Origin of the sequence: Curtobacterium salicis (genome assembly GCF_011759505.1) — a bacterium.
GTDB lineage: Bacteria > Actinomycetota > Actinomycetes > Actinomycetales > Microbacteriaceae > Curtobacterium > Curtobacterium salicis.
The window spans coordinates 395,583-413,564 of the sequence record NZ_JAAOYO010000002.1; the positions used below are offsets into that span (position 1 = coordinate 395,583).

Annotated in this window: 16 protein-coding genes; 8 read left to right on the forward strand and 8 right to left on the reverse strand. The window is 71.0% G+C overall.

The features are described from left to right. Window positions 1–13: 13 nt before the first annotated feature. Genes iolB through iolC form a run of 4 tightly spaced genes read right to left on the reverse strand, consistent with a single transcriptional unit; the run spans window position 14 to window position 4,466 of the window. Window positions 14–907, reverse strand: a complete 894-nt coding sequence (gene iolB, locus E9228_RS06165) for a 5-deoxy-glucuronate isomerase (RefSeq protein ID WP_166779700.1) — start codon at window positions 905–907, stop codon at window positions 14–16. A gap of 7 nt (window positions 908–914) precedes the next feature. After that, entirely contained in the window at window positions 915–2,450 is a 1,536-nt protein-coding gene (locus tag E9228_RS06170; protein WP_166779701.1) for a CoA-acylating methylmalonate-semialdehyde dehydrogenase, read from the reverse strand. Next, window positions 2,447–3,436, reverse strand: a complete 990-nt coding sequence (locus tag E9228_RS06175) for a class I fructose-bisphosphate aldolase (protein ID WP_166779702.1) — start codon at window positions 3,434–3,436, stop codon at window positions 2,447–2,449. Before E9228_RS06175 ends, E9228_RS06170 begins: the two co-directional genes overlap by 4 nt. Next, on the reverse strand, window positions 3,429–4,466 hold the full coding sequence (gene iolC / locus E9228_RS06180; RefSeq protein WP_166779703.1) for a 5-dehydro-2-deoxygluconokinase: 1,038 nt from the start codon (window positions 4,464–4,466) through the stop codon (window positions 3,429–3,431). Before iolC ends, E9228_RS06175 begins: the two co-directional genes overlap by 8 nt. A gap of 173 nt (window positions 4,467–4,639) precedes the next feature. Here iolC and E9228_RS06185 point away from each other — a divergent pair, with 173 nt between their 5' ends. After that, window positions 4,640–5,899 carry a DNA recombination protein RmuC gene (locus tag E9228_RS06185; protein ID WP_166779704.1) on the forward strand — a complete coding sequence of 420 codons (1,260 nt, stop codon included), beginning with the start codon at window positions 4,640–4,642 and terminating at the stop codon, window positions 5,897–5,899. A 61-nt stretch (window positions 5,900–5,960) separates the two neighbouring features. Here E9228_RS06185 and glpX read toward each other — a convergent pair whose 3' ends face one another. Continuing rightward, window positions 5,961–6,950, reverse strand: a complete 990-nt coding sequence (gene glpX, locus E9228_RS06190; RefSeq protein ID WP_111075711.1) for a class II fructose-bisphosphatase — start codon at window positions 6,948–6,950, stop codon at window positions 5,961–5,963. A gap of 156 nt (window positions 6,951–7,106) precedes the next feature. On the opposite strand from glpX, the gene fbaA reads away from it, so the two are divergent. Beyond that, window positions 7,107–8,135 (forward strand): class II fructose-bisphosphate aldolase, encoded by a 1,029-nt coding sequence (fbaA, locus tag E9228_RS06195; protein WP_166779705.1) that lies wholly within the window; start codon window positions 7,107–7,109, stop codon window positions 8,133–8,135. Window positions 8,136–8,324: 189 nt separating this feature from the next. After that, window positions 8,325–9,584, forward strand: a complete 1,260-nt coding sequence (locus tag E9228_RS06200; protein WP_166779706.1) for a M18 family aminopeptidase — start codon at window positions 8,325–8,327, stop codon at window positions 9,582–9,584. 33 nt (window positions 9,585–9,617) lie between these two features. Here the strand turns inward: E9228_RS06200 and E9228_RS06205 are convergent, their stop codons facing one another. Both E9228_RS06205 and E9228_RS06210 read right to left on the reverse strand, forming a co-directional pair. Next, window positions 9,618–10,445 (reverse strand): DUF6264 family protein, encoded by an 828-nt coding sequence (locus E9228_RS06205; protein WP_166779707.1) that lies wholly within the window; start codon window positions 10,443–10,445, stop codon window positions 9,618–9,620. Continuing rightward, window positions 10,442–11,506, reverse strand: coding sequence for a 4-hydroxy-3-methylbut-2-enyl diphosphate reductase (locus tag E9228_RS06210; protein WP_166779708.1), 1,065 nt, complete (start codon window positions 11,504–11,506; stop codon window positions 10,442–10,444). The genes E9228_RS06205 and E9228_RS06210 overlap by 4 nt, the downstream gene beginning before the upstream one ends. Before the next feature lie 124 nt (window positions 11,507–11,630). Between E9228_RS06210 and xseA the strand changes: the two genes are divergently transcribed. From xseA to E9228_RS06235, 5 genes are all read left to right on the forward strand, one after another. Continuing rightward, window positions 11,631–12,872, forward strand: coding sequence for an exodeoxyribonuclease VII large subunit (gene xseA, locus E9228_RS06215; protein ID WP_166779709.1), 1,242 nt, complete (start codon window positions 11,631–11,633; stop codon window positions 12,870–12,872). Between the two features lie 128 nt (window positions 12,873–13,000). After that, the gene (locus E9228_RS06220; protein WP_166779710.1) at window positions 13,001–13,264 is read left to right on the forward strand and encodes an exodeoxyribonuclease VII small subunit; all 264 of its coding nucleotides are present in this window, start codon (window positions 13,001–13,003) and stop codon (window positions 13,262–13,264) included. Further along, entirely contained in the window at window positions 13,261–13,899 is a 639-nt protein-coding gene (locus E9228_RS06225; RefSeq protein ID WP_166779711.1) for a DUF4245 domain-containing protein, read from the forward strand. The genes E9228_RS06220 and E9228_RS06225 overlap by 4 nt, the downstream gene beginning before the upstream one ends. Window positions 13,900–13,987: 88 nt before the next feature. Next, entirely contained in the window at window positions 13,988–14,602 is a 615-nt protein-coding gene (locus E9228_RS06230; RefSeq protein WP_166779712.1) for a carbonic anhydrase, read from the forward strand. A 103-nt stretch (window positions 14,603–14,705) separates the two neighbouring features. Then, complete coding sequence (locus E9228_RS06235) at window positions 14,706–16,118, forward strand: aspartate ammonia-lyase (RefSeq protein WP_166779713.1); 1,413 nt, start codon at window positions 14,706–14,708, stop codon at window positions 16,116–16,118. A gap of 146 nt (window positions 16,119–16,264) precedes the next feature. Here E9228_RS06235 and E9228_RS06240 read toward each other — a convergent pair whose 3' ends face one another. After that, a complete protein-coding gene (locus tag E9228_RS06240) occupies window positions 16,265–17,653 on the reverse strand; it encodes an RNA 5'-3' helicase PhoH2 (protein WP_425248368.1) in 1,389 nt (462 codons plus the stop codon). Between the last annotated feature and the right edge of the window lie 329 nt (window positions 17,654–17,982).

Sequence of the window (17,982 nt, forward strand, 5' to 3'; positions counted from 1 at the left end):
CGGGTCGTGGTGGTCACACGTCCTCCTTGAGGTAGGGAAGGCGGGGGTCGAGGGGCTCGGACTCCCAGAGCTGTCGGACCCACCCGTGGGCGGGGTCGTCGGTGATGTTCCAGACGCGTTCCGGTCCGGGGCCGGCCATCACGTTGAGGTAGTACATGTCGTAGCCGGGGGCGGCGACGGCCGGGCCGTGCCAGCCGTACGGCACGAGGGCCACGTCACCGGTGCGGACCTGCCGGAACTCGTCGATCGGCCGGTCGTCCGAGGCCGAGGTCCGGTGCAGCGCGAACGGGTCGGCGCAATCCGGCGCCACGTGCTCGGCACCGCGGGCGACGGCGGACTCGTAGTAGTAGATCTCCTCGAGCTCGGACTCCTGCCCGGGCCGCTCGGTGTCGTGCTTGTGCGCCGGCCACGAGGACCAGTTGCCCGCGGGCGTGATCACCTCGCACACGATCAACCGTGCGGCATCGAGTGCGGCCGGCGTGCCGAAGTTGTGGACCTGACGGCTCGACTGCCCGGCACCACGGAGTTCGACGGGGACGTCCTGCCGCGGGATGTGGACCGTCGGCTTGACCACGTCGGTGGGAGCCTCGGCAACCGCGAGGCGGCCGGTGCCGGTGACCACCGCGGCGGTCCCCGGGCCGAGGTAGAGCACGTCGGTGGGGCCCTCGAAGACGCTCGTGCGACCTTCGAGCTGCTGCACCGCGTCGCCGTGGGTCACGGTGAAGCTGCCGGCGAGCGGCACGACGATCCGTTCGACGGCACCCGCGTCGAGGCGGAGCGACCCGCCGTCCGTCAGCGTGCCGGTCCGGAGGCCGGTGTGCGCCCACCCCGGCACGCGGCCGTCGATGACGTCGGTCCAGCCGTCCTCCGGCCGGGTGCCCCGCGGGTTGAACCAGTTGTCGGTCATCGTCGGGTCAGCCGTTCGACGGGAAGCCGAGGTTGATGCCACCGTGCGAGGGGTCGAGCCACCGGGAGGTGATGGCCTTCTGCCGCGTGAAGAAGCTGACGCCGTCGGCGCCGTACGCCTTGTGGTCGCCGAACAGCGAGTTCTTCCACCCGCCGAACGAGTAGTAAGCCACGGGTACCGGGATCGGCACGTTGATGCCGATCATGCCGACCTGGACGTCGCGCTGGAACCGCCGAGCGGCCCCACCGTCGTTCGTGAAGATCGCCGTGCCGTTGCCGTACGCGCCGCCGTTGATCAGCGCCAGTCCTTCTTCGTAGGACTCGACGCGCACCACGGACAGCACCGGACCGAAGATCTCCTCGGTGTAGACGCGGCTCGACGTCGGCACCCGGTCGATCAGCGTCGGGCCGAGCCAGAAGCCGTTCTCGTCGCCGTCGGGACGGACGGTGCGGCCGTCCACCACGATGACCGCACCGTCCTGCTCTGCGACCTCGATGTACGAGGCGACCTTGTCCCGGTGCTGCTCAGTGACGAGCGGTCCCATGTCGCAGCCGCGGCGACCGTCACCGATGCGCAGCGTGGCGGCGCGTTCGGCGATCTTCGCGATGAGCTCGTCGGCGACCGGCTCGACCGCGACGACGACCGAGATCGCCATGCAGCGTTCACCGGCGGAGCCGAAGCCCGCGTTGATCGCGTTGTCCGCGACGAGGTCCAGGTCGGCGTCCGGCAGCACGAGCATGTGGTTCTTGGCGCCGCCGAGGGCCTGCACGCGCTTGCCGTGCTTCGTACCGGTCTCGTAGACGTACTGCGCGATCGGGGTGGAACCGACGAACGAGATGGACTCGACGTCCGGGCTCGTCAACAGCCCGTCGACCGCGACCTTGTCGCCGTTGAGCACCGTGAAGACCCCGGCCGGAAGTCCCGCCTCGGTGAACTTCGACGCCAGCCAGATGGCCGCGGACGGGTCCTTCTCACTCGGCTTCAGCACGACGGTGTTGCCGGCGGCGATGGCGATCGGCAGGAACCACAGCGGCACCATCGCCGGGAAGTTGAAGGGGCTGATGATGCCCACGACACCGAGCGGCTGCCGGATCGAGTAGACGTCGATGCCGGTCGACACCTGGTCGGAGAACTCGCCCTTGAGCAGCTGCGGGATGCTCGTGGCCAGCTCGACGACCTCTTGCCCACGGGCGATCTCACCGAGCGCGTCGGAGACGACCTTGCCGTGCTCGCTCGTGATGATCTCGGCGAGCTCGGCCTTGTCGCGGTTCAGGATCTCGCGGAACGAGAACATGATCTGCTGCCGCTTGGACAGGGAGAGCTCGCTCCACGCGGGGAAGGCCGCCTTGGCGCTCGCGATCGCGGCCTGTACCTCGCGCTCGTCGGCGAGCGCGACCTGCTTGGTCACCACGCCCCGGGCCGGGTCGTACACGGGCGCGGTCCGGCCGGAGGTCGAGGGGACGTGGGCGCCGTCGATCCAGTGTCCGACGGTCGCGCCGTCGGTCGCGTCGCCGGTGGTGGCGGGGGCGCTCGTGGTGGTCATGCGTTGCTTCCTTCCGAGACGGGCTCGTTCATGCTCGCGGAGCCGACGGTTCCCCGGTCAGCCTCGTGTGGGTCTGTGGACAGATCGGGGGTCGGCGTCCCGCTGTGGACGAGCCCGGCGGCCACGTCGACCGCTCCGGCCACGTCGCCGTCGGACGGGTAGAGGAGCGTCCGGCCGACGACGAGGCCCCGGACACCCGGCAGCGCGAGGGCGTCCGCCCACTTCGCGTAGGTCTCGAGCGGACGGGACGCCGGGTCACCGCCGAGCAGGAGCGTCGGCAGGGTCGTCGCGGCCATCACACGTTCCATGTCGTCGACGACCGGGATCTTCAGCCAGCTGTAGGCGCTGGACTCCCCGAGGCCCGCTGCGATCGCCATCGAGGTGATCACGGCCTCGGCGGACAGGTCGTTCACGACGCTGCCGTCGCGGCGCTCCGACATGAACGGCTCGAGCATGATCGGCAGACGGCGTGCTGCGGCCTCGGTCACGGCCTTCGCGGTGGCCTCGAGCGTCGGGGCGGTGCCGGCGTCGGACAGGGCCACGCGGATGAGCAGCTTCGCGAAGTCGAACCCGGAGTCCGCGATCGACCCCGCCGAGTACGCGGTGTAGCGGTCGTCCATCTCGAACGTCGCGCCGCGGAGTCCACCACGGTTCATCGAGCCGACGACCACCTTGTCGTCGAGGGCGCCGAGGAGCGCCAGGTCCTCGAGGATGTCCGGCGTCCCGAGCACCCCGTCGACACCGGGCCGAGCGAGGGCGACGACCAGCCGTTCGAGCAGGTCGTAGCGGTTGGCCATCGCGGCGGGGTCGTCCCGCACGGCGAGTGCGCCACGGGCGGGGTGGTCCGCAGCCACGATGAAGAGCTTGCCGTCCTCGCCGAGGAGGGGGCGCCTCCGTCGCGATGCGAGCACCGAGGCGATCCGCTCGGGGTGACCGGCGCGGGTGTCACGCAGGCGGTCGAAGTCGGAACTGGTCAGCTCAGGCATGGAGAGCCTCCTCGGTGTCGGTTCCCTCGGTGGTGCCCGGCCCGGTCGCCGATCCCTGCGTCGGGTTGCTCCGCAGGAAGGCGTCGATCTCGTCGCTCGTCGGCATCGCCGTCGAGCACTCGAACCGGGTGGCGACGATCGCGCCGGCGGCGTTCGCGAACGACAGGACGCGCTCGAGCCCCCAGCCCTGCAGCAGCCCGTGCGTCAGCGCACCGCCGAAGCCGTCGCCGGAACCGAGGCCGTTGACGACGTCGACGTGGTGCGGACGGACCTCGACGAACTCGTCGCGGGTCTTCGCCAGGACGCCCTTCGGTCCCTGCTTGACGATGGCGATCTCGACCCCGCGCTCCAGCAGTGCGTCGGCCGCACGGACCGGGTCGGTCTCCCCCACGGCGACCTCGCACTCTTCGCGGTTGCCCACGGCGACGGTGGCGTGCTCGAGGGCGACGGCGACCTCCCGCGTGGCGGCGGCGGGTGTCGACCAGAACATCGACCGGTAGTCGAGGTCCAGGACCGTGTGCACCTTCGTGCTGTGCTCGGACGCGCTCCGTGCCGCGTACGCGACGTGGTGGGCGGTCCGGCTCGGTTCTTCGCTGAGTCCGGTGACGGTGGTCCAGAACACCCGCGCCCGCTCGATCTCGTGCAGCGGCAGGCTCTTCGCCGTGATCATCAGGTCCGGCGCCTTCGGAGCGCGGTAGAAGTAGAGCGGGAAGTCGTCCGGCGGGAACACCTCGCAGAACGCGACCGGCGTGTTCAGCCCGTCGACCGTGCCGACGAAGTCGTTGGCGACGCCGAACTCGGGCAGGGTCCGGGCGATGTACCGGCCGAACGGGTCGTTGCCGGTGCGGGTGATGACGGCGGTGTCGGCACCGTGTCGTGCCGCTGCGATCGCGACGTTCGTGGCGCTGCCGCCGACGGACTTCGAGAACGTCTCGACGTCTTCGAGGGGGCCGGTCTGCTGGGGGTAGATGTCGACGCTGACGCGTCCCATCGTGATCACGTCGTAGGCGTGCGGTGCTTCGATCGTCATGCGACAGCAGGACCTTCCGTGCGGCTTCATCGTCGGACGAGCACGACTGTACACGACGCTTGGCCTAATGTCATGACATGGTTTCCGACCCTGCTCGGCGCGGCGAGCGGACGCCGCTCGGTGCGGGCCCGGACGGGAGGCACGGTGTCGGTGGGTCCTGCCAGGGTCGCGTCATGCAGATCCTCGCCCTGGTCATCGGCCTCGTGCTCGGCGCCCTCGTCGGTGCACTCGTCGCGTGGACGCTCGCCAAGTCCCGTGCCGGCGTCGACGCGGCGGTCGCTCGTGCCACCGCAGAGGCGATGCGGTCCCAGCTCGAGGAGTCCCGGAACGACGCCGACGACCGGCTCGACGCCCAGGACACGCAGTACCGACGGCAGGTGGACTCCCTCGAACGCCGGGCGGCCGAACTCGAGCACCTGGTGCAGCGGCTGCACGGCGCCGAGTCCGCTCGAGCCCAGGACGAGTCGAAGGTGCTGACGGCGCTGAGCCCGGTCGCCGACACCCTGCAGGTGATGCGCGAGAAGATCGCGGAACTCGAACGGTCCCGCAGTGAGCAGTACGGGGCGATCTCGGCGCAGCTCCGGTCCGCCGCGGAGTCCGAGGAACGCCTCCGCGCCACGGCCGAGACACTCGCCGGCGCCCTGTCGTCGAACAGCACCCGCGGAGTCTGGGGTGAGACACAGCTCCGCAACGTGGTGGAAGCAGCCGGACTGCTCGAACGCGTCGACTTCGACGTCCAGTCCGCCGTCACGACCTCGGCCGGTGCCGCCCGGCCGGACATGATCGTGCACCTGCCCGGCGGCAAGTCGATCGCCGTCGACGCGAAGGTCCCCTTCGCCGCCTACCTGCAGGCCTCGGAGATCCCCGCCAGCGCGACCGGCGCCGAAGCCGCTCGCCGCGACCAGCTGATGGCGCAACACGTCAAGGCGCTCCGAGCGCACGTCGACGCCCTCGCTGCGCGGGAGTACTGGTCCGGCTACGACGCCTCGCCGGAGCTGACCGTGGCGTTCATCCCGTCCGAGTCGCTCATCGCCAGTGCCCTCGCCGCGGACCCGGGGTTGCTCGACCACGCGTTCCGGAAGCGTGTGGCGCTGGCCTCGCCGGTCACGCTCTGGTCGGTGTTGAAGACCGTCGCGTTCTCGTGGCAGCAGGACGTCGTCACGCAAGAGGCGCGTGAGCTCTTCACGATCTCCCGCGAACTGCACGGACGACTCGCGACGATGGCCACCCACGTGGACAAGCTCGGCCGCTCCATCCGGGGCAGTGTCGTCGACTACAACCGCTTCGTGGGGTCGCTCGAGCGGCAGGTGCTGCCGAGTGCCCGTCGGTTGTCGTTGCTCGACGAGTCGAAGGTGATCGCGGACCCGACGAGCATCGAGGACGAGCCGCGGCTGCTGACGGCCCCGGAGCTCGTCAGCGCGACCGAGGACTGAGCCCGGCCGCCGGCCGCTTGCGCTGCCGGCCGGACGGGCCGGGCGCCGTCAGCTCAGTGGATCAGAACCACTTCTCGGCGCGGTGGTCCGCCTGGATGCGGCGGATCGTGTTCGAGCGCGACCGCAGGACGAGCGAGTCGGTGTGGATGACGCCGCGCGAGCGACGGACGCCGTCGACGAGGACGCCGTCGGTGACACCGGTGGCGACGAAGAACGTGTTGTCGCCGGTCACCAGGTCGTCCTGGTCGAGGACCTTGTCCAGGTCGTGGCCGGCGGCGATGGCGCGCTCGCGCTCCTCGTCGTCCTTCGGCTGGAGCTTGCCGAGCAGGACACCGCCCAACGCCTTGATCGCGCATGCGGTGATGATGCCTTCCGGGGTGCCACCGACGCCGACGCACATGTCGATCGCCGAGCCGGGGAGTGCCGCCGCGATGCCGCCGGCGACGTCACCGTCGAGGAGGAGTCGCGTGCCGGCACCCGTCGCGCGGATGGCGCGGATGAGTTCGTCGTGTCGCGGACGGTCGAGCACGGCGACGACCATGTCCTCGAGGTCCTTGCCCTTGGCCTTCGCCAGCGCGCGGATGTTGTCGCCGATCGGCTTGTCGAGGTCCAGGACACCGCGACCCTCGGGTCCGGCGGCGATCTTGTCCATGTAGAAGACGGCGGACGGGTCGTACATCGAGCCGCGGTCGGACACGGCCATGACGGAGATGGCGTTCTGGCGGCCGGCGGCGGTGAGCGAGGTGCCGTCGATCGGGTCGACCGCGATGTCGCAGGCGGGGCCGTGGCCGTTGCCGACGTGCTCGCCGTTGTAGAGCATCGGGGCGTTGTCCTTCTCGCCCTCGCCGATGACGACCACGCCGTCGAAGTTCACGGTGCCGAGGAACTTGCGCATCGCGTCCACCGCGGCGCCGTCGGCGAGGTTCTTCTCACCCCGTCCGACCCACGGCTGCGCACGGATCGCGGCGGCCTCCGTCGCACGCACGAGCTCGAGCGCGAGGTTGCGGTCGGGCTGGAGGAACAGGGAGCCGGTCTCAGTCGTGGGAGTCACACCCCCCAGCGTACCGAGCGCCGACCGTCCGGCCTCCCCGGCGGACGGATGTGCAGAGCGCGATCCGTCCACAGGCACCCGTCACACCCACCACGCACCAACCGGCCCTGACTAGCATCGAACAGGACATCACCGAAGAAGTCGAAGGAGATCCCAGTGCCCATCGCAACGCCGGAACAGTACGCCGAGATGATCGACCGCGCGAAGGCCGGGAAGTTCGCCTACCCCGCGGTCAACGTGTCGTCCTCGCAGACCATCAACGCGGTCCTGCAGGGGCTGACCGAGGCGGGCTCCGACGGCATCATCCAGGTGACGACCGGTGGGGCCGACTACTTCGCGGGCCAGACGGTGAAGAACCGGGCTGCCGGTGCCCTCGCCATGGCCGCCTTCGCACACCAGGTGGCGAAGAACTACCCGATCACGGTCGCGCTGCACACGGACCACTGCCCGAAGGACGCGCTCGACGGGTTCGTCCTGCCGCTCATCGCCGCCAGTGAAGAAGAAGTCCGTCAGGGCCGCAACCCGATCTTCCAGTCGCACATGTGGGACGGTTCGGCCGTGCCCCTCGACGAGAACATCGAGATCGCCAAGACGATGATCGAGAAGACGCGCAACATCAACGCCATCCTCGAGGTCGAGATCGGCGTCGTCGGCGGCGAAGAGGACGGTGTGCAGCACGAGGGCACGAACGACGCGCTCTACACGACCGCGAACGACGTCGAGCGGGTCGTCGAGGCGCTCGGCATGGGCGACCAGGGCCGCTGGATCGCGGCGCTGACGTTCGGCAACGTGCACGGCGTGTACAAGCCGGGCAACGTCAAGCTCCGCCCCGAGCTCCTCGGCGAGATCCAGGACGCCATCGCGCAGAAGCACGGCACCGGCCAGAACCCGCTCGACCTCGTCTTCCACGGTGGATCCGGGTCGACCGACGACGAGATCCACGAGGCCGTGCGCAACGGTGTCATCAAGATGAACATCGACACGGACACGCAGTACGCGTTCACGCGCTCGATCGCGGGATCGATGTTCTCGAACTACGAGGGCGTCCTGAAGCTCGACGGCGAGGTCGGCAACAAGAAGCAGTACGACCCGCGCGCCTGGGGCAAGGTCGCCGAGTCCGCGATGGCCGCTCGCGTCGTCGAGGCCACGAAGGTCCTCGGCTCCGCCGGACAGTCCCAGAGCTGACGACGGCCCGGAGCTGACGACGGCCCGGAGCTGACAAGGGCGCAGAGCTGACAACGGCCCATCGTTGACAAGGGCCCAGAGCTGAAGGTCGGCCGGGAGGCTCGGGGGCGCGTCCGCTGGACGCGCCCCCGTCCGCGTCCGGGGACGTCCACTGCGTGCCGGGTCGAGACGACGTGCCACGATGGACGGATGACCGTCGACGCCATCGCCAGCGAGTTCGCCCACTTCGTCACGGAGTCCCCCACCGCCTTCCACGCGGCGTCGGTCGCCCGTGACCGCCTGGTGGCCGCGGGCTTCACCGACCTGGAGGAGACCGCCGCGTGGCCGACCGAGCCGGGCGCCTACGTCGTGGTCCGCGACGGGGCCGTGATCGCATGGCGTCTGCCGGAGGGCGCGACCGCGACGACGCCGTTCCGCATCCTCGGCGCGCACACCGACTCCCCCGGCTTCCGCATCAAGCCGAACCCGACGGTCCGCGTCGGCGGCTGGGAGCAGCTCAACGTCGAGGTCTACGGCGGCCCGGTCCTGTCGACGTGGTTCGACCGCGACCTGCGCATCGCCGGCCGAGTCGTCCACCGTGACGGCACCACCACGCTCTTCGACACCGTCGACGCCGTCGCCCGGATCCCGAACCTCGCGATCCACCTCGACCGTGGAGTCAACGACGGTCCGGCGCTCGACAAGCAGCGGCACACCCTGCCGATCGTCGGCACGGACGGCAGCACGGGCGGCAGCGACGCGATGGCGTGGCTGCGCTCCCGACTCGGCGAGACCGCCGTGTCGTGGGACCTCTTCTTCGCCGACGCGCAGGCACCGCAGCGGATCGGCATCGACCGGGCGTTCCTGGCCTCGGGCCGGATGGACAACCTGACGAGTGTGCACGCGGGATTGCGTGGGCTGCTCGAGGCTCCGGGCGACGGTGACCACATCCCGGTGTTCGCGGCGTTCGACCACGAGGAGATCGGGTCGTCGTCACCGTCGGGTGCGGGTGGGCCGTTCCTCGAGGACGTCCTGGCCCGCGTGCAGGAGGGCCTCGGTGCCAGCCGCTCCGAGTCGGCCCGGGCGTTCCGTGCCTCGTGGCTGCTGTCGAGTGACGCCGGTCACCTGGTGCACCCGAACCACGCAGAGAAGCACGACCCCACCAACCGCCCGCGGCCCGGTGGTGGTCCACTGCTGAAGATCAGCGCGAACCAGCGCTACATGACCGAGGCGAAGGGCACCGCGGTGTTCGCCGCCGCGTGCGAAGCGGCCGGTGTGGACCACCAGCCGTTCGTCAACGTCAACACGATCCCGGGCGGCTCGACGATCGGTCCGATCGCGGCGACGCGGCTGGGGATCCCGACGATCGACATCGGCGTCGGTCTGCTGTCGATGCACTCGGTGCGTGAGCTCGTGCACGTCGACGACCTCGCCGACCTCCACGCGGCGGTCGCGGCGTTCCTCGCCTGACGCCGGGGTGCGCCCGGGTCCGCGGACCCGGGCTCAGCCGCCCGACGCCTGCCGCATCATCGACGCGACGAAGCCGTCGTCCTGGAACACGACGATGACGAAGACGATCGAGCTGAACACCGTCGCGACGGCGCCGCCGAGCAGCGGGACCCAGAACGTCCGCTTGCCCGCGCGGAGCCGGACGACGGACCACCAGAGCACGAGGGCGTAGACCACGAGCATGCCGACGGCGCTGATCATCGCCGCACCGTTCAACGTGCCAGGGTGCTGCAGGGCGGTGTAGTTCGTCTCGAGGGTCTGACGGACCGTGGAGGCGACCGCGCCGATCGACAGCGACTGCACGACGCTGACCAGGCCCATCGCGAGCAGCACGAACGTCAGGAGCACGTCGACCGGGGACGCGCCGAGTCGGCGGACGGACGTACCTTCCCGCGGGGTCGTTCCCCGACCGCGGTCCACCTGCGACGAGCGGCCCGAGCCGTCCGGACGCGCCGAGCCGTTCGAACGCGCGGTGCCGTTCGGACGCGCGGTGCCGTTCCGTCGACCCGTGCCGTTCGAGCGCTCGGCGGATGCGGCGGCCGAGGCGGCTGCGTGCTCGCGGTCCCGCTGTTCCTGGCGCTCCTGTTCGGCGAGGACCGGGTTGACCCAGCCCTCCGGTGCGTACTCGCCGTACTGCGGAGCCGGACGACCGGCAGCACCCGCACCGGCACCGGCACCGGCACCGGAGCCGGCACCAGCGCCACCACGGTCGGAGTCGGCAGACGTGTCGGGGGCGACCCGGGCCTCCTGGCCGTCCGCCGCGGTGGTCGCACGCGGCGGCACGCCGGACCAGCCGTCCGTCTGCGGATCGGACTCGGTCATCGGGTGCGCCCGCCGAGCGGACGTGTGGACTTGCCGTCCGCGTCGGTGCGGAGTTCGCGGGGCAGCGAGAACATCAGGTCCTCGTGGGCGGTGACGACCTCTTCGACGGTGCCGTAGCCGGCGTCGGCGAGCTGTTCGAGGACCTCGGCGACCAGGACCTCGGGCACGGACGCACCGCTGGTGACACCGACGGTCCGGACACCGTCGAGCCACTCCTGCCGGATCTCCTCGGCGTAGTCGACACGGTGGGCGTCCTTCGCGCCGTACTCGAGGGCGACGTCGACGAGTCGGACGCTGTTCGACGAGTTCGCGGAGCCGACGACGATGACCAGGTCCGCAGCCGGTGCGACCTTCTTCACGGCGACCTGTCGGTTCTGGGTGGCGTAGCAGATGTCGTCGGAGGGCGGGTTCTCGATCGACGGGTACTTCTCGCGCAGGAGCCGCACGGTCTCCATGGTCTCGTCAACGCTCAGCGTGGTCTGTGACAGCCAGACGAGGTTGTCGGGGTCGGGGACCTCGAGCGCGGCGACGTCGGCCGGACCGTTCACCAGGATCGTCCGGTCGGGTGCGTGGCCCATCGTGCCCTCGACCTCTTCGTGGCCGGCGTGCCCGATGAGGATGATGGTGCGCTCGGCCTTGGCGAACCGGGTGGCTTCGCGGTGCACCTTGGTGACGAGCGGGCAGGTGGCGTCGATGGCGTGCAGGTCGCGCTCCGCGGCACCGGCCACGACGGCCGGCGAGACGCCGTGCGCGCTGAAGACGACGTGCGATCCGCGCGGCACCTCGGCGACGTCGTCGACGAAGACGGCTCCGCGCTGCTCGAGCGTGGACACGACGTGCACGTTGTGGACGATCTGCTTGCGGACGTAGACCGGCTCGCCGTACTGCTCGAGTGCCTTCTCGACCGCGACCACGGCCCGGTCGACGCCGGCGCAGTACCCGCGGGGGGCTGCGAGCAGGACCCGCTTCGGTCCGCTGACCGGGACGTCGCGCAGTCGACCGCGCGCTGCGGGCAGCCGCGGCGGGGCGAGCGGGACCGAGTGGCCGTTGGTGATCGTCACGTCCCCGATGATGGGTGAGCAGGACCCGCACAGGCTGGGCACCGACGAGCCCGTGGAGGCACGCCGGGGCCCGGGCTGTCACCGGTGTCCGGCAACATGGTGCGGACGACGAGAGAGGGGCACGATGGCGATCGAACAGGGGCCGCCCACGGCAGAGGACCCGTGGCCCGTCGCGCTGCTCGGTGCGAAGCTCCGCGACTGGATCGACCGGCTCGGGGTCGCCTGGGTCGAGGGTGAGATCACCCAGTGGAACGTCGCCGGCGGCAACGTCTACGGCAAGCTCAAGGACGTCGAGGTCGACGCCACCGTCTCGTTCTCCATCTGGTCGAGCGTGCGCTCCCGGGTGCCGGCGGACCTCAAGCAGGGTGCCCGTGTCGTCGCAGCGGTCAAGCCGAACTACTGGGTCAAGGGCGGCTCGCTGACCATGCAGGTCGTCGAGATGAAGCACGTGGGGCTCGGGGACCTGCTCGAACGCCTCGAACGGCTGCGCCGGGCACTGGCGGAAGAGGGTCTCTTCGACCCGGCCCGGAAGAAGCGCCTCCCCTTCCTGCCGCACCGCATCGGCCTGATCACCGGCAAGGACTCCGACGCCGAGAAGGACGTCAAGCGGAACGCGCAGCTCCGGTGGCCCCAGGTCGCGTTCCGCACGGTGCACACCGCTGTGCAGGGCGACCGGGCCGTGGCCGAGGTCACCGCGGCCATCCAGGAACTCGACGCCGATCCCGAGGTCGACGTGATCATCGTCGCGCGCGGCGGCGGCGACTTCCAGAACCTGCTCGGCTTCAGCGACGAGGGCCTGGTCCGGGCGGCTTCGGCCGCGACGACGCCCATCGTCTCCGCCATCGGGCACGAGGCCGACCGGCCGATCCTCGACGAGGTCGCCGACCTCCGCGCCTCCACCCCGACCGATGCCGCGAAGCGCGTGGTGCCGGACGTGGCCGAGGAACTGGCGAACGTCCGGCAGGCACGGGCCCGGCTCGGTCTGCGGCTGTCGCACACGCTCTCGGTCGAGGCCGACCGGATCGCGGCCCTGCGTTCGCGGCCGGCGCTGGCGTCCACCGCCTGGCTCGTCGACACCCGCGCCGAAGAGGTCGCCCGCGACCTCTCGCGTGCGCGGGAGCTCATCGACCGCCGGATCGAACGCTCCCACTCCGAGGTCGGGCACCTGACCGGTCGGCTGCGCGCGCTGTCGCCGCGGGACACCCTCCGTCGCGGGTACGCGATCGTGCAGACGGGCAGCGGCGCGGTGGTCCGCGGCGCGGACGACCTCGACGGTGCCACCCCGGTGCACGTCACGCTCGGCACGGGGACCGCGGTCGGCATCCTCGAGCCGGACGGGCCCGGTCCCGACGGGTCCGGTTCCTGAGCCGGGAGGCCCGTCCCGGCCCCGGCAGACCGGCGTGCGGTCCTCCACACCCCGCGTGTTCTCCACAGGCGTCCGCGACAGCGGTCGCGACAGCGGTCGCGTCGGTGGCGGCTCGGTAGGATCGGAGCGTGTCTTCCGAGCAGCAGTCCGAGCAGCCCGACGTCCGCTCGCTGAGCTACGAAGCGGCGCGTGACGAACTCGTCCGTGTCGTCTCCGAGCTCGAGCAGGGGTCGGCGACCCTCGAGCGGTCCCTGGGCCTCTGGGAGCGCGGCGAAGCCCTCGCCGCCCGCTGTGAAGAGTGGCTCGTCGGCGCCCGCGCCCGACTCGACGCCGCCCGCGCAGCCACCGAGAACGGCAGTGCGGACCAGACCGTCGCCGGTGACGTCCGATGAGCGACCCGGAGACCGGTCGCCCGATCGTCGCCGAACTCGGTCGCCCCGAGACGGCGGAGGAGACCTGGGCACGCAAGGACACCGCGCGCCGAGCCCGACGTGAACACCAGACGGCGTTCAACCTCGTGCTGGCGCTCATCGCATCGCTCGGCATCGTGCTGTTCCTGGTCGCCGTCGTGGTCCGTCCCGACCAGGCCGTGGACCGCGCCGTCGACTACCGACAGGTCGCGAAGCAGGCCGACGTCTCCGGGGCGGCGCTCCTGGTCCCCGATCTGCCGTCGTCGTACACGTCGAACCACGCCGAGTACCAGTCCGGCTCGTCCCGCGGGGTGGCCGTGTGGACGATCGGCCTCCTGACGCCCGACGACCAGTACATCGGCATGCACCAGGGCATCGACGCGAACGACACCTGGATCGCCGACCAGCTCGACCAGGAGCGCGCCACCGGTTCCCGGACGATCGCCGGGACGAAGTGGACCGTGTACGACCGACGTGACGAGGGCAAGGGCGCCGGCAACAACGCGTACGCCCTCGTGACGACGTCCGGCACGGACACCGTGGTGCTCGCCGGCACCGCCGACCAGAAGTCCTTCGCGACGGTGGCGACGGCGGTCGGCGAGGAACTCGACCGCTAGACAGCAGCACCACCGCCGGCACGACCAGCACGCAGCACGCACGACCCGATCACCCCGCGAACCCGAACAGCCCGAGGAACGACACACGATGACCGACCGCGCCGCTTCCACCCCCGCCGACGCCCTGCGACTCCTGGTCGACGGCAACGCCCGCTTCGCCGCCGACAAGCGTCGCACCGGCCGGATCGACCCCGAGCGCCGCTCCGAGCTGCAGGGGTCGCAGGCTCCGTTCGCCACGGTCCTCGGCTGCTCCGACTCGCGCGTGCCGTTCGAGCACGTGTTCGACGCCGGGATCGGTGACGTCTTCGCCATCCGGAACGCCGGGCAGATCGTCGACGACGTCGTGCTCGGCTCGATCGAGTTCGCCGTCGTCGCCCTGGGCACCCCGCTCGTCGTCGTGCTCCGCCACACGAAGTGCGGTGCCGTCGCCGCTGCACGATCGGGTGAGCCGGTCCCCGCCCCGCACCTGCAGGTCCTCGTCGACGCGATCACCCCGAGCGTCGAGCGGGTCCGCGCCACCGACCCCGACGTCGCCCAGGAGTCCGTCGGAGCTGCGCACCTGGAGTCCAGCCTGAAGACGATCCTGGACCGGTCGGGTGCCGTCTCGGACGCGATCGCGGACGGTAGGTTGGCCGTGGTCGGCGCGACCTACGACCTCACCACAGGCGAGGTCACGATCGACACCGTCGTCGGACAGGCCTGACCCGACCGCGTGACCGCTCCGGCAGCGACGAGCCGCCGGAGCGCCACCGACACCGCCGCGACCGCGACCCGGTGTGAGCACCACGAGGAAGGACCACGACGACGTGACCGACACCACCACCCCCGCTGACGGCGAGTTCCGCATCGAGCACGACACGATGGGCGAGGTGCGGGTCCCCGCGTCGGCCCTCTACCGTGCGCAGACGCAGCGGGCCGTGGAGAACTTCCCGATCTCGGGCACCGGCCTCGAGTCCGCGCAGATCATCGCCCTCGCCCGCATCAAGCGTGCCGCGGCGCTCGTCAACGGCCGACTCGGCATCCTCGACGACGACGTCGCGCAGGCCATCGCCACGGCGGCCGACGCCGTCATCGGCGGCGAGCACCACGAGCACTTCCCGGTCGACGTGTACCAGACCGGCAGCGGCACCTCGTCGAACATGAACATGAACGAGGTCCTGGCGACCCTGGCCTCCCGCGTCGCCGGCACCGAGGTCCACCCGAACGACCACGTCAACGCGTCGCAGTCCTCGAACGACGTCTTCCCCACCTCGGTCCACGTCGCCGTGACCGATGGCCTCATCCGGTCGCTCGTGCCGTCGCTCGAGCACCTCGCCGAGGCCCTCGAGCGCAAGGCCGTGGAGTGGGCCAACGCGGTGAAGTCCGGCCGGACGCACCTGATGGACGCCACCCCGGTCACCCTCGGGCAGGAGTTCGGCGGCTACGCGCGCCAGATCCGCCTGGGCGTCGAGCGCGTCCACGCCACGCTCCCCCGCGTCGCCGAGGTCCCGCTCGGTGGTACCGCCGTCGGTACCGGCATCAACACGCCGAAGGGGTTCCCGCAGCAGGTCATCGCCCAGCTCGCCGAGGACACCGGCCTGCCGATCACCGAGGCCCTCGACCACTTCGAGGCCCAGGGCGCGCGTGATGCCCTGGTCGAGGCGTCCGGTGCCCTGAAGGTCATCGCGGTCAGCCTGACGAAGATCAACAACGACCTGCGCTGGATGGGCTCCGGGCCGAACACGGGCCTCGGCGAGCTGCACATCCCCGACCTGCAGCCGGGCTCCTCGATCATGCCCGGCAAGGTGAACCCGGTCATCCCCGAGGCCACCCTCATGGTCGCCGCGCGGGTGATCGGCAACGACGCCACCGTGTCGTGGGCCGGCGCCTCCGGGTCCTTCGAGCTCAACGTCGCGATCCCGGTGATGGGCACGGCGCTGCTCGAGTCCATCCGCCTGCTCGCGAACAGCTCCCGGGTGCTCGCCGACAAGACGGTCGACGGGCTGCAGGCGGACCTCGAGCGGGCGCGGGCCTTCGCCGAGTCGTCGCCGTCGATCGTGACGCCGCTGAACCGGGTCATCGGCTACGAGTCGGCCGCGAAGGTCGCGAAGTACGCCGTCGCAGAGGGCCTGACGGTGCGCGAGGCCGTGGTCGCCCTCGGCTTCGTCGAGCGCGGCGAGGTCTCCGAGGAGCAGCTCGACAGCGCCCTCGACGTCCTCAGCATGACGCACCCGAACTGACCGGTCCGCGCCTCCCGTCCGGCGCCGTCGCACCGGACGGGAGGCGCGGTGCGGTTCTACCGAACGTCCGATCGCGCTGAGCGACATGCCTCGCGCCGACCAGCGCGAGGCCTGTCGCTCAGCGCGGAACGCGCCGAGCGCGCCCGCTACGCGAGGTCCGGCGAGTCCAGCATCTCCGTCACGAGCGCCGCGATCGCCGAGCGCTCCGACCGCGTCAGCGTCACGTGGGCGAACAGCGGGTGCCCCTTCAGCCGCTCGATCACCGAGGCGACCCCGTCGTGCCGTCCGACCCGCAGGTTGTCCCGCTGGGCGACGTCGTGCGTGAGCACCACCCGGGAGTTCTGCCCGATCCGGGACAGCATGGTGAGCAGCACGTTCCGTTCGAGGGACTGTGCCTCGTCGACGATGACGAACGCGTCGTGCAGGGAGCGTCCGCGGATGTGGGTGAGGGGCAGGACCTCGAGCATGCCGCGTTCGACGACCTCGTCCAGGACGTTGTCGGAGACCAGCGCGCCGAGGGTGTCGAACACCGCCTGCGCCCACGGGTTCATCTTCTCGGAGGCGTCGCCCGGCAGGAACCCGAGCTCCTGCCCGCCGACGGCGTAGAGCGGGCGGAACACCATGATCTTCTTGTGCTGCTGACGCTCCAGGACGGCTTCGAGTCCGGCGCACAGGGCGAGCGCCGACTTGCCCGTGCCGGCGCTGCCGCCGAGCGAGACGATGCCGATCTCCGGGTCGAGCAACGCGTCGATCGCCAGCCGTTGTTCGGCGGAGCGGCCGCGGAGGCCGAAGACCTCGCGGTCGCCACGCACCAACGACACGGCACCCGCCGAGTGCACGCGACCGAGGGCCGATCCGCGCTCGGAGTGGATGACGACGCCGGTGTTGACGGGGACGCCGTCGAGCTCCGGGGTGCGGATCTCCTCCTTCTCGTAGAGGTCCGCCACCTGGTCGCCGGACACCTGCAGGGTCGTGATGCCGGTGTAGCCGCTGTCGACGGCGAGTTCGGCGCGGTACTCCTGCGCGGCCAGGCCGATCGACGCGGCCTTCACGCGGAGCGGCAGGTCCTTCGACACGACGACCACGTCGAGCCCGTCGTTCGCCAGGTTCGACGCGACGGCCAGGATCCGGGAGTCGTTGTCGCCGAGCTGCAGGCCCGAGGGCAGGACGGACTGGTTGGAGTGGTTCAGCTCGACGCGGAGGGAACCGCCGTCACCGACCGCGATCGGGAAGTCGAGGCGTTCGTGTTCGATGCGCAGCTCGTCGAGGATCCGCAGTGCCTGGCGGGCGAAGTACCCGATCTCCGGGTCGTTGCGCTTCGATTCGAGTTCGCTGACGACCACGACGGGCAGGACCACCGCGTGCTCGTCGAACCGGAACAGGGCGCGCGGATCACTGAGCAGCACCGATGTGTCCAGCACGTACGTGCGCTGGGCGACCGGCGTGGACGAGTCCGCGGCCCGGCTGCTCGCAGCGGTGTGCTGCGGCGAGGTGGAAGACGTTCCGCGAGAGACGTTCTGAGAGGTCACGACCACTCCATCCCCGGGCCGCGCTCGGCCCGGTCATGTCCTTCGACGCGGCCACTGGAGCGGTCCCGGAGCACCGACCGTGGCCGCTCCGACCGGGCGCGTTGCCCGATGTCGCCAAGCTACGGCGCGCACACGGACGGCACCAGCGACACGCCTGTTCCGGCGGTTACGGTCGTGTGTCGGCCGGCTGAACGTCCGGGAGGCGCGGTGCGGGCCCGCCACGTGCCTCCCGCCCGCCCCGGCACGCCCCGCACCCCTCGCCGAGCGGTCAGCGGTCAGCGGTCAGCGCACGTCGGTCCGGCTCGGCCGAGGGGCGAGCCGGAGCGGGAGCCGGA

Bases quoted from the DNA above. Each gene is read 5' to 3' on its own strand.
- iolB (WP_166779700.1), bottom strand. From the start codon at position 907: ATGACCGACAACTGGTTCAACCCGCGGGGCACCCGGCCGGAGGACGGC.
- E9228_RS06175 (WP_166779702.1), bottom strand. From the start codon at position 3,436: ATGCCTGAGCTGACCAGTTCCGACTTCGACCGCCTGCGTGACACCCGC.
- E9228_RS06185 (WP_166779704.1), top strand. From the start codon at position 4,640: ATGCAGATCCTCGCCCTGGTCATCGGCCTCGTGCTCGGCGCCCTCGTC.
- E9228_RS06170 (WP_166779701.1), bottom strand. From the start codon at position 2,450: ATGACCACCACGAGCGCCCCCGCCACCACCGGCGACGCGACCGACGGC.
- xseA (WP_166779709.1), top strand. From the start codon at position 11,631: ATGGCGATCGAACAGGGGCCGCCCACGGCAGAGGACCCGTGGCCCGTC.
- iolC (WP_166779703.1), bottom strand. From the start codon at position 4,466: ATGACGATCGAAGCACCGCACGCCTACGACGTGATCACGATGGGACGC.
- E9228_RS06230 (WP_166779712.1), top strand. From the start codon at position 13,988: ATGACCGACCGCGCCGCTTCCACCCCCGCCGACGCCCTGCGACTCCTG.
- E9228_RS06225 (WP_166779711.1), top strand. From the start codon at position 13,261: ATGAGCGACCCGGAGACCGGTCGCCCGATCGTCGCCGAACTCGGTCGC.
- E9228_RS06205 (WP_166779707.1), bottom strand. From the start codon at position 10,445: ATGACCGAGTCCGATCCGCAGACGGACGGCTGGTCCGGCGTGCCGCCG.
- E9228_RS06200 (WP_166779706.1), top strand. From the start codon at position 8,325: ATGACCGTCGACGCCATCGCCAGCGAGTTCGCCCACTTCGTCACGGAG.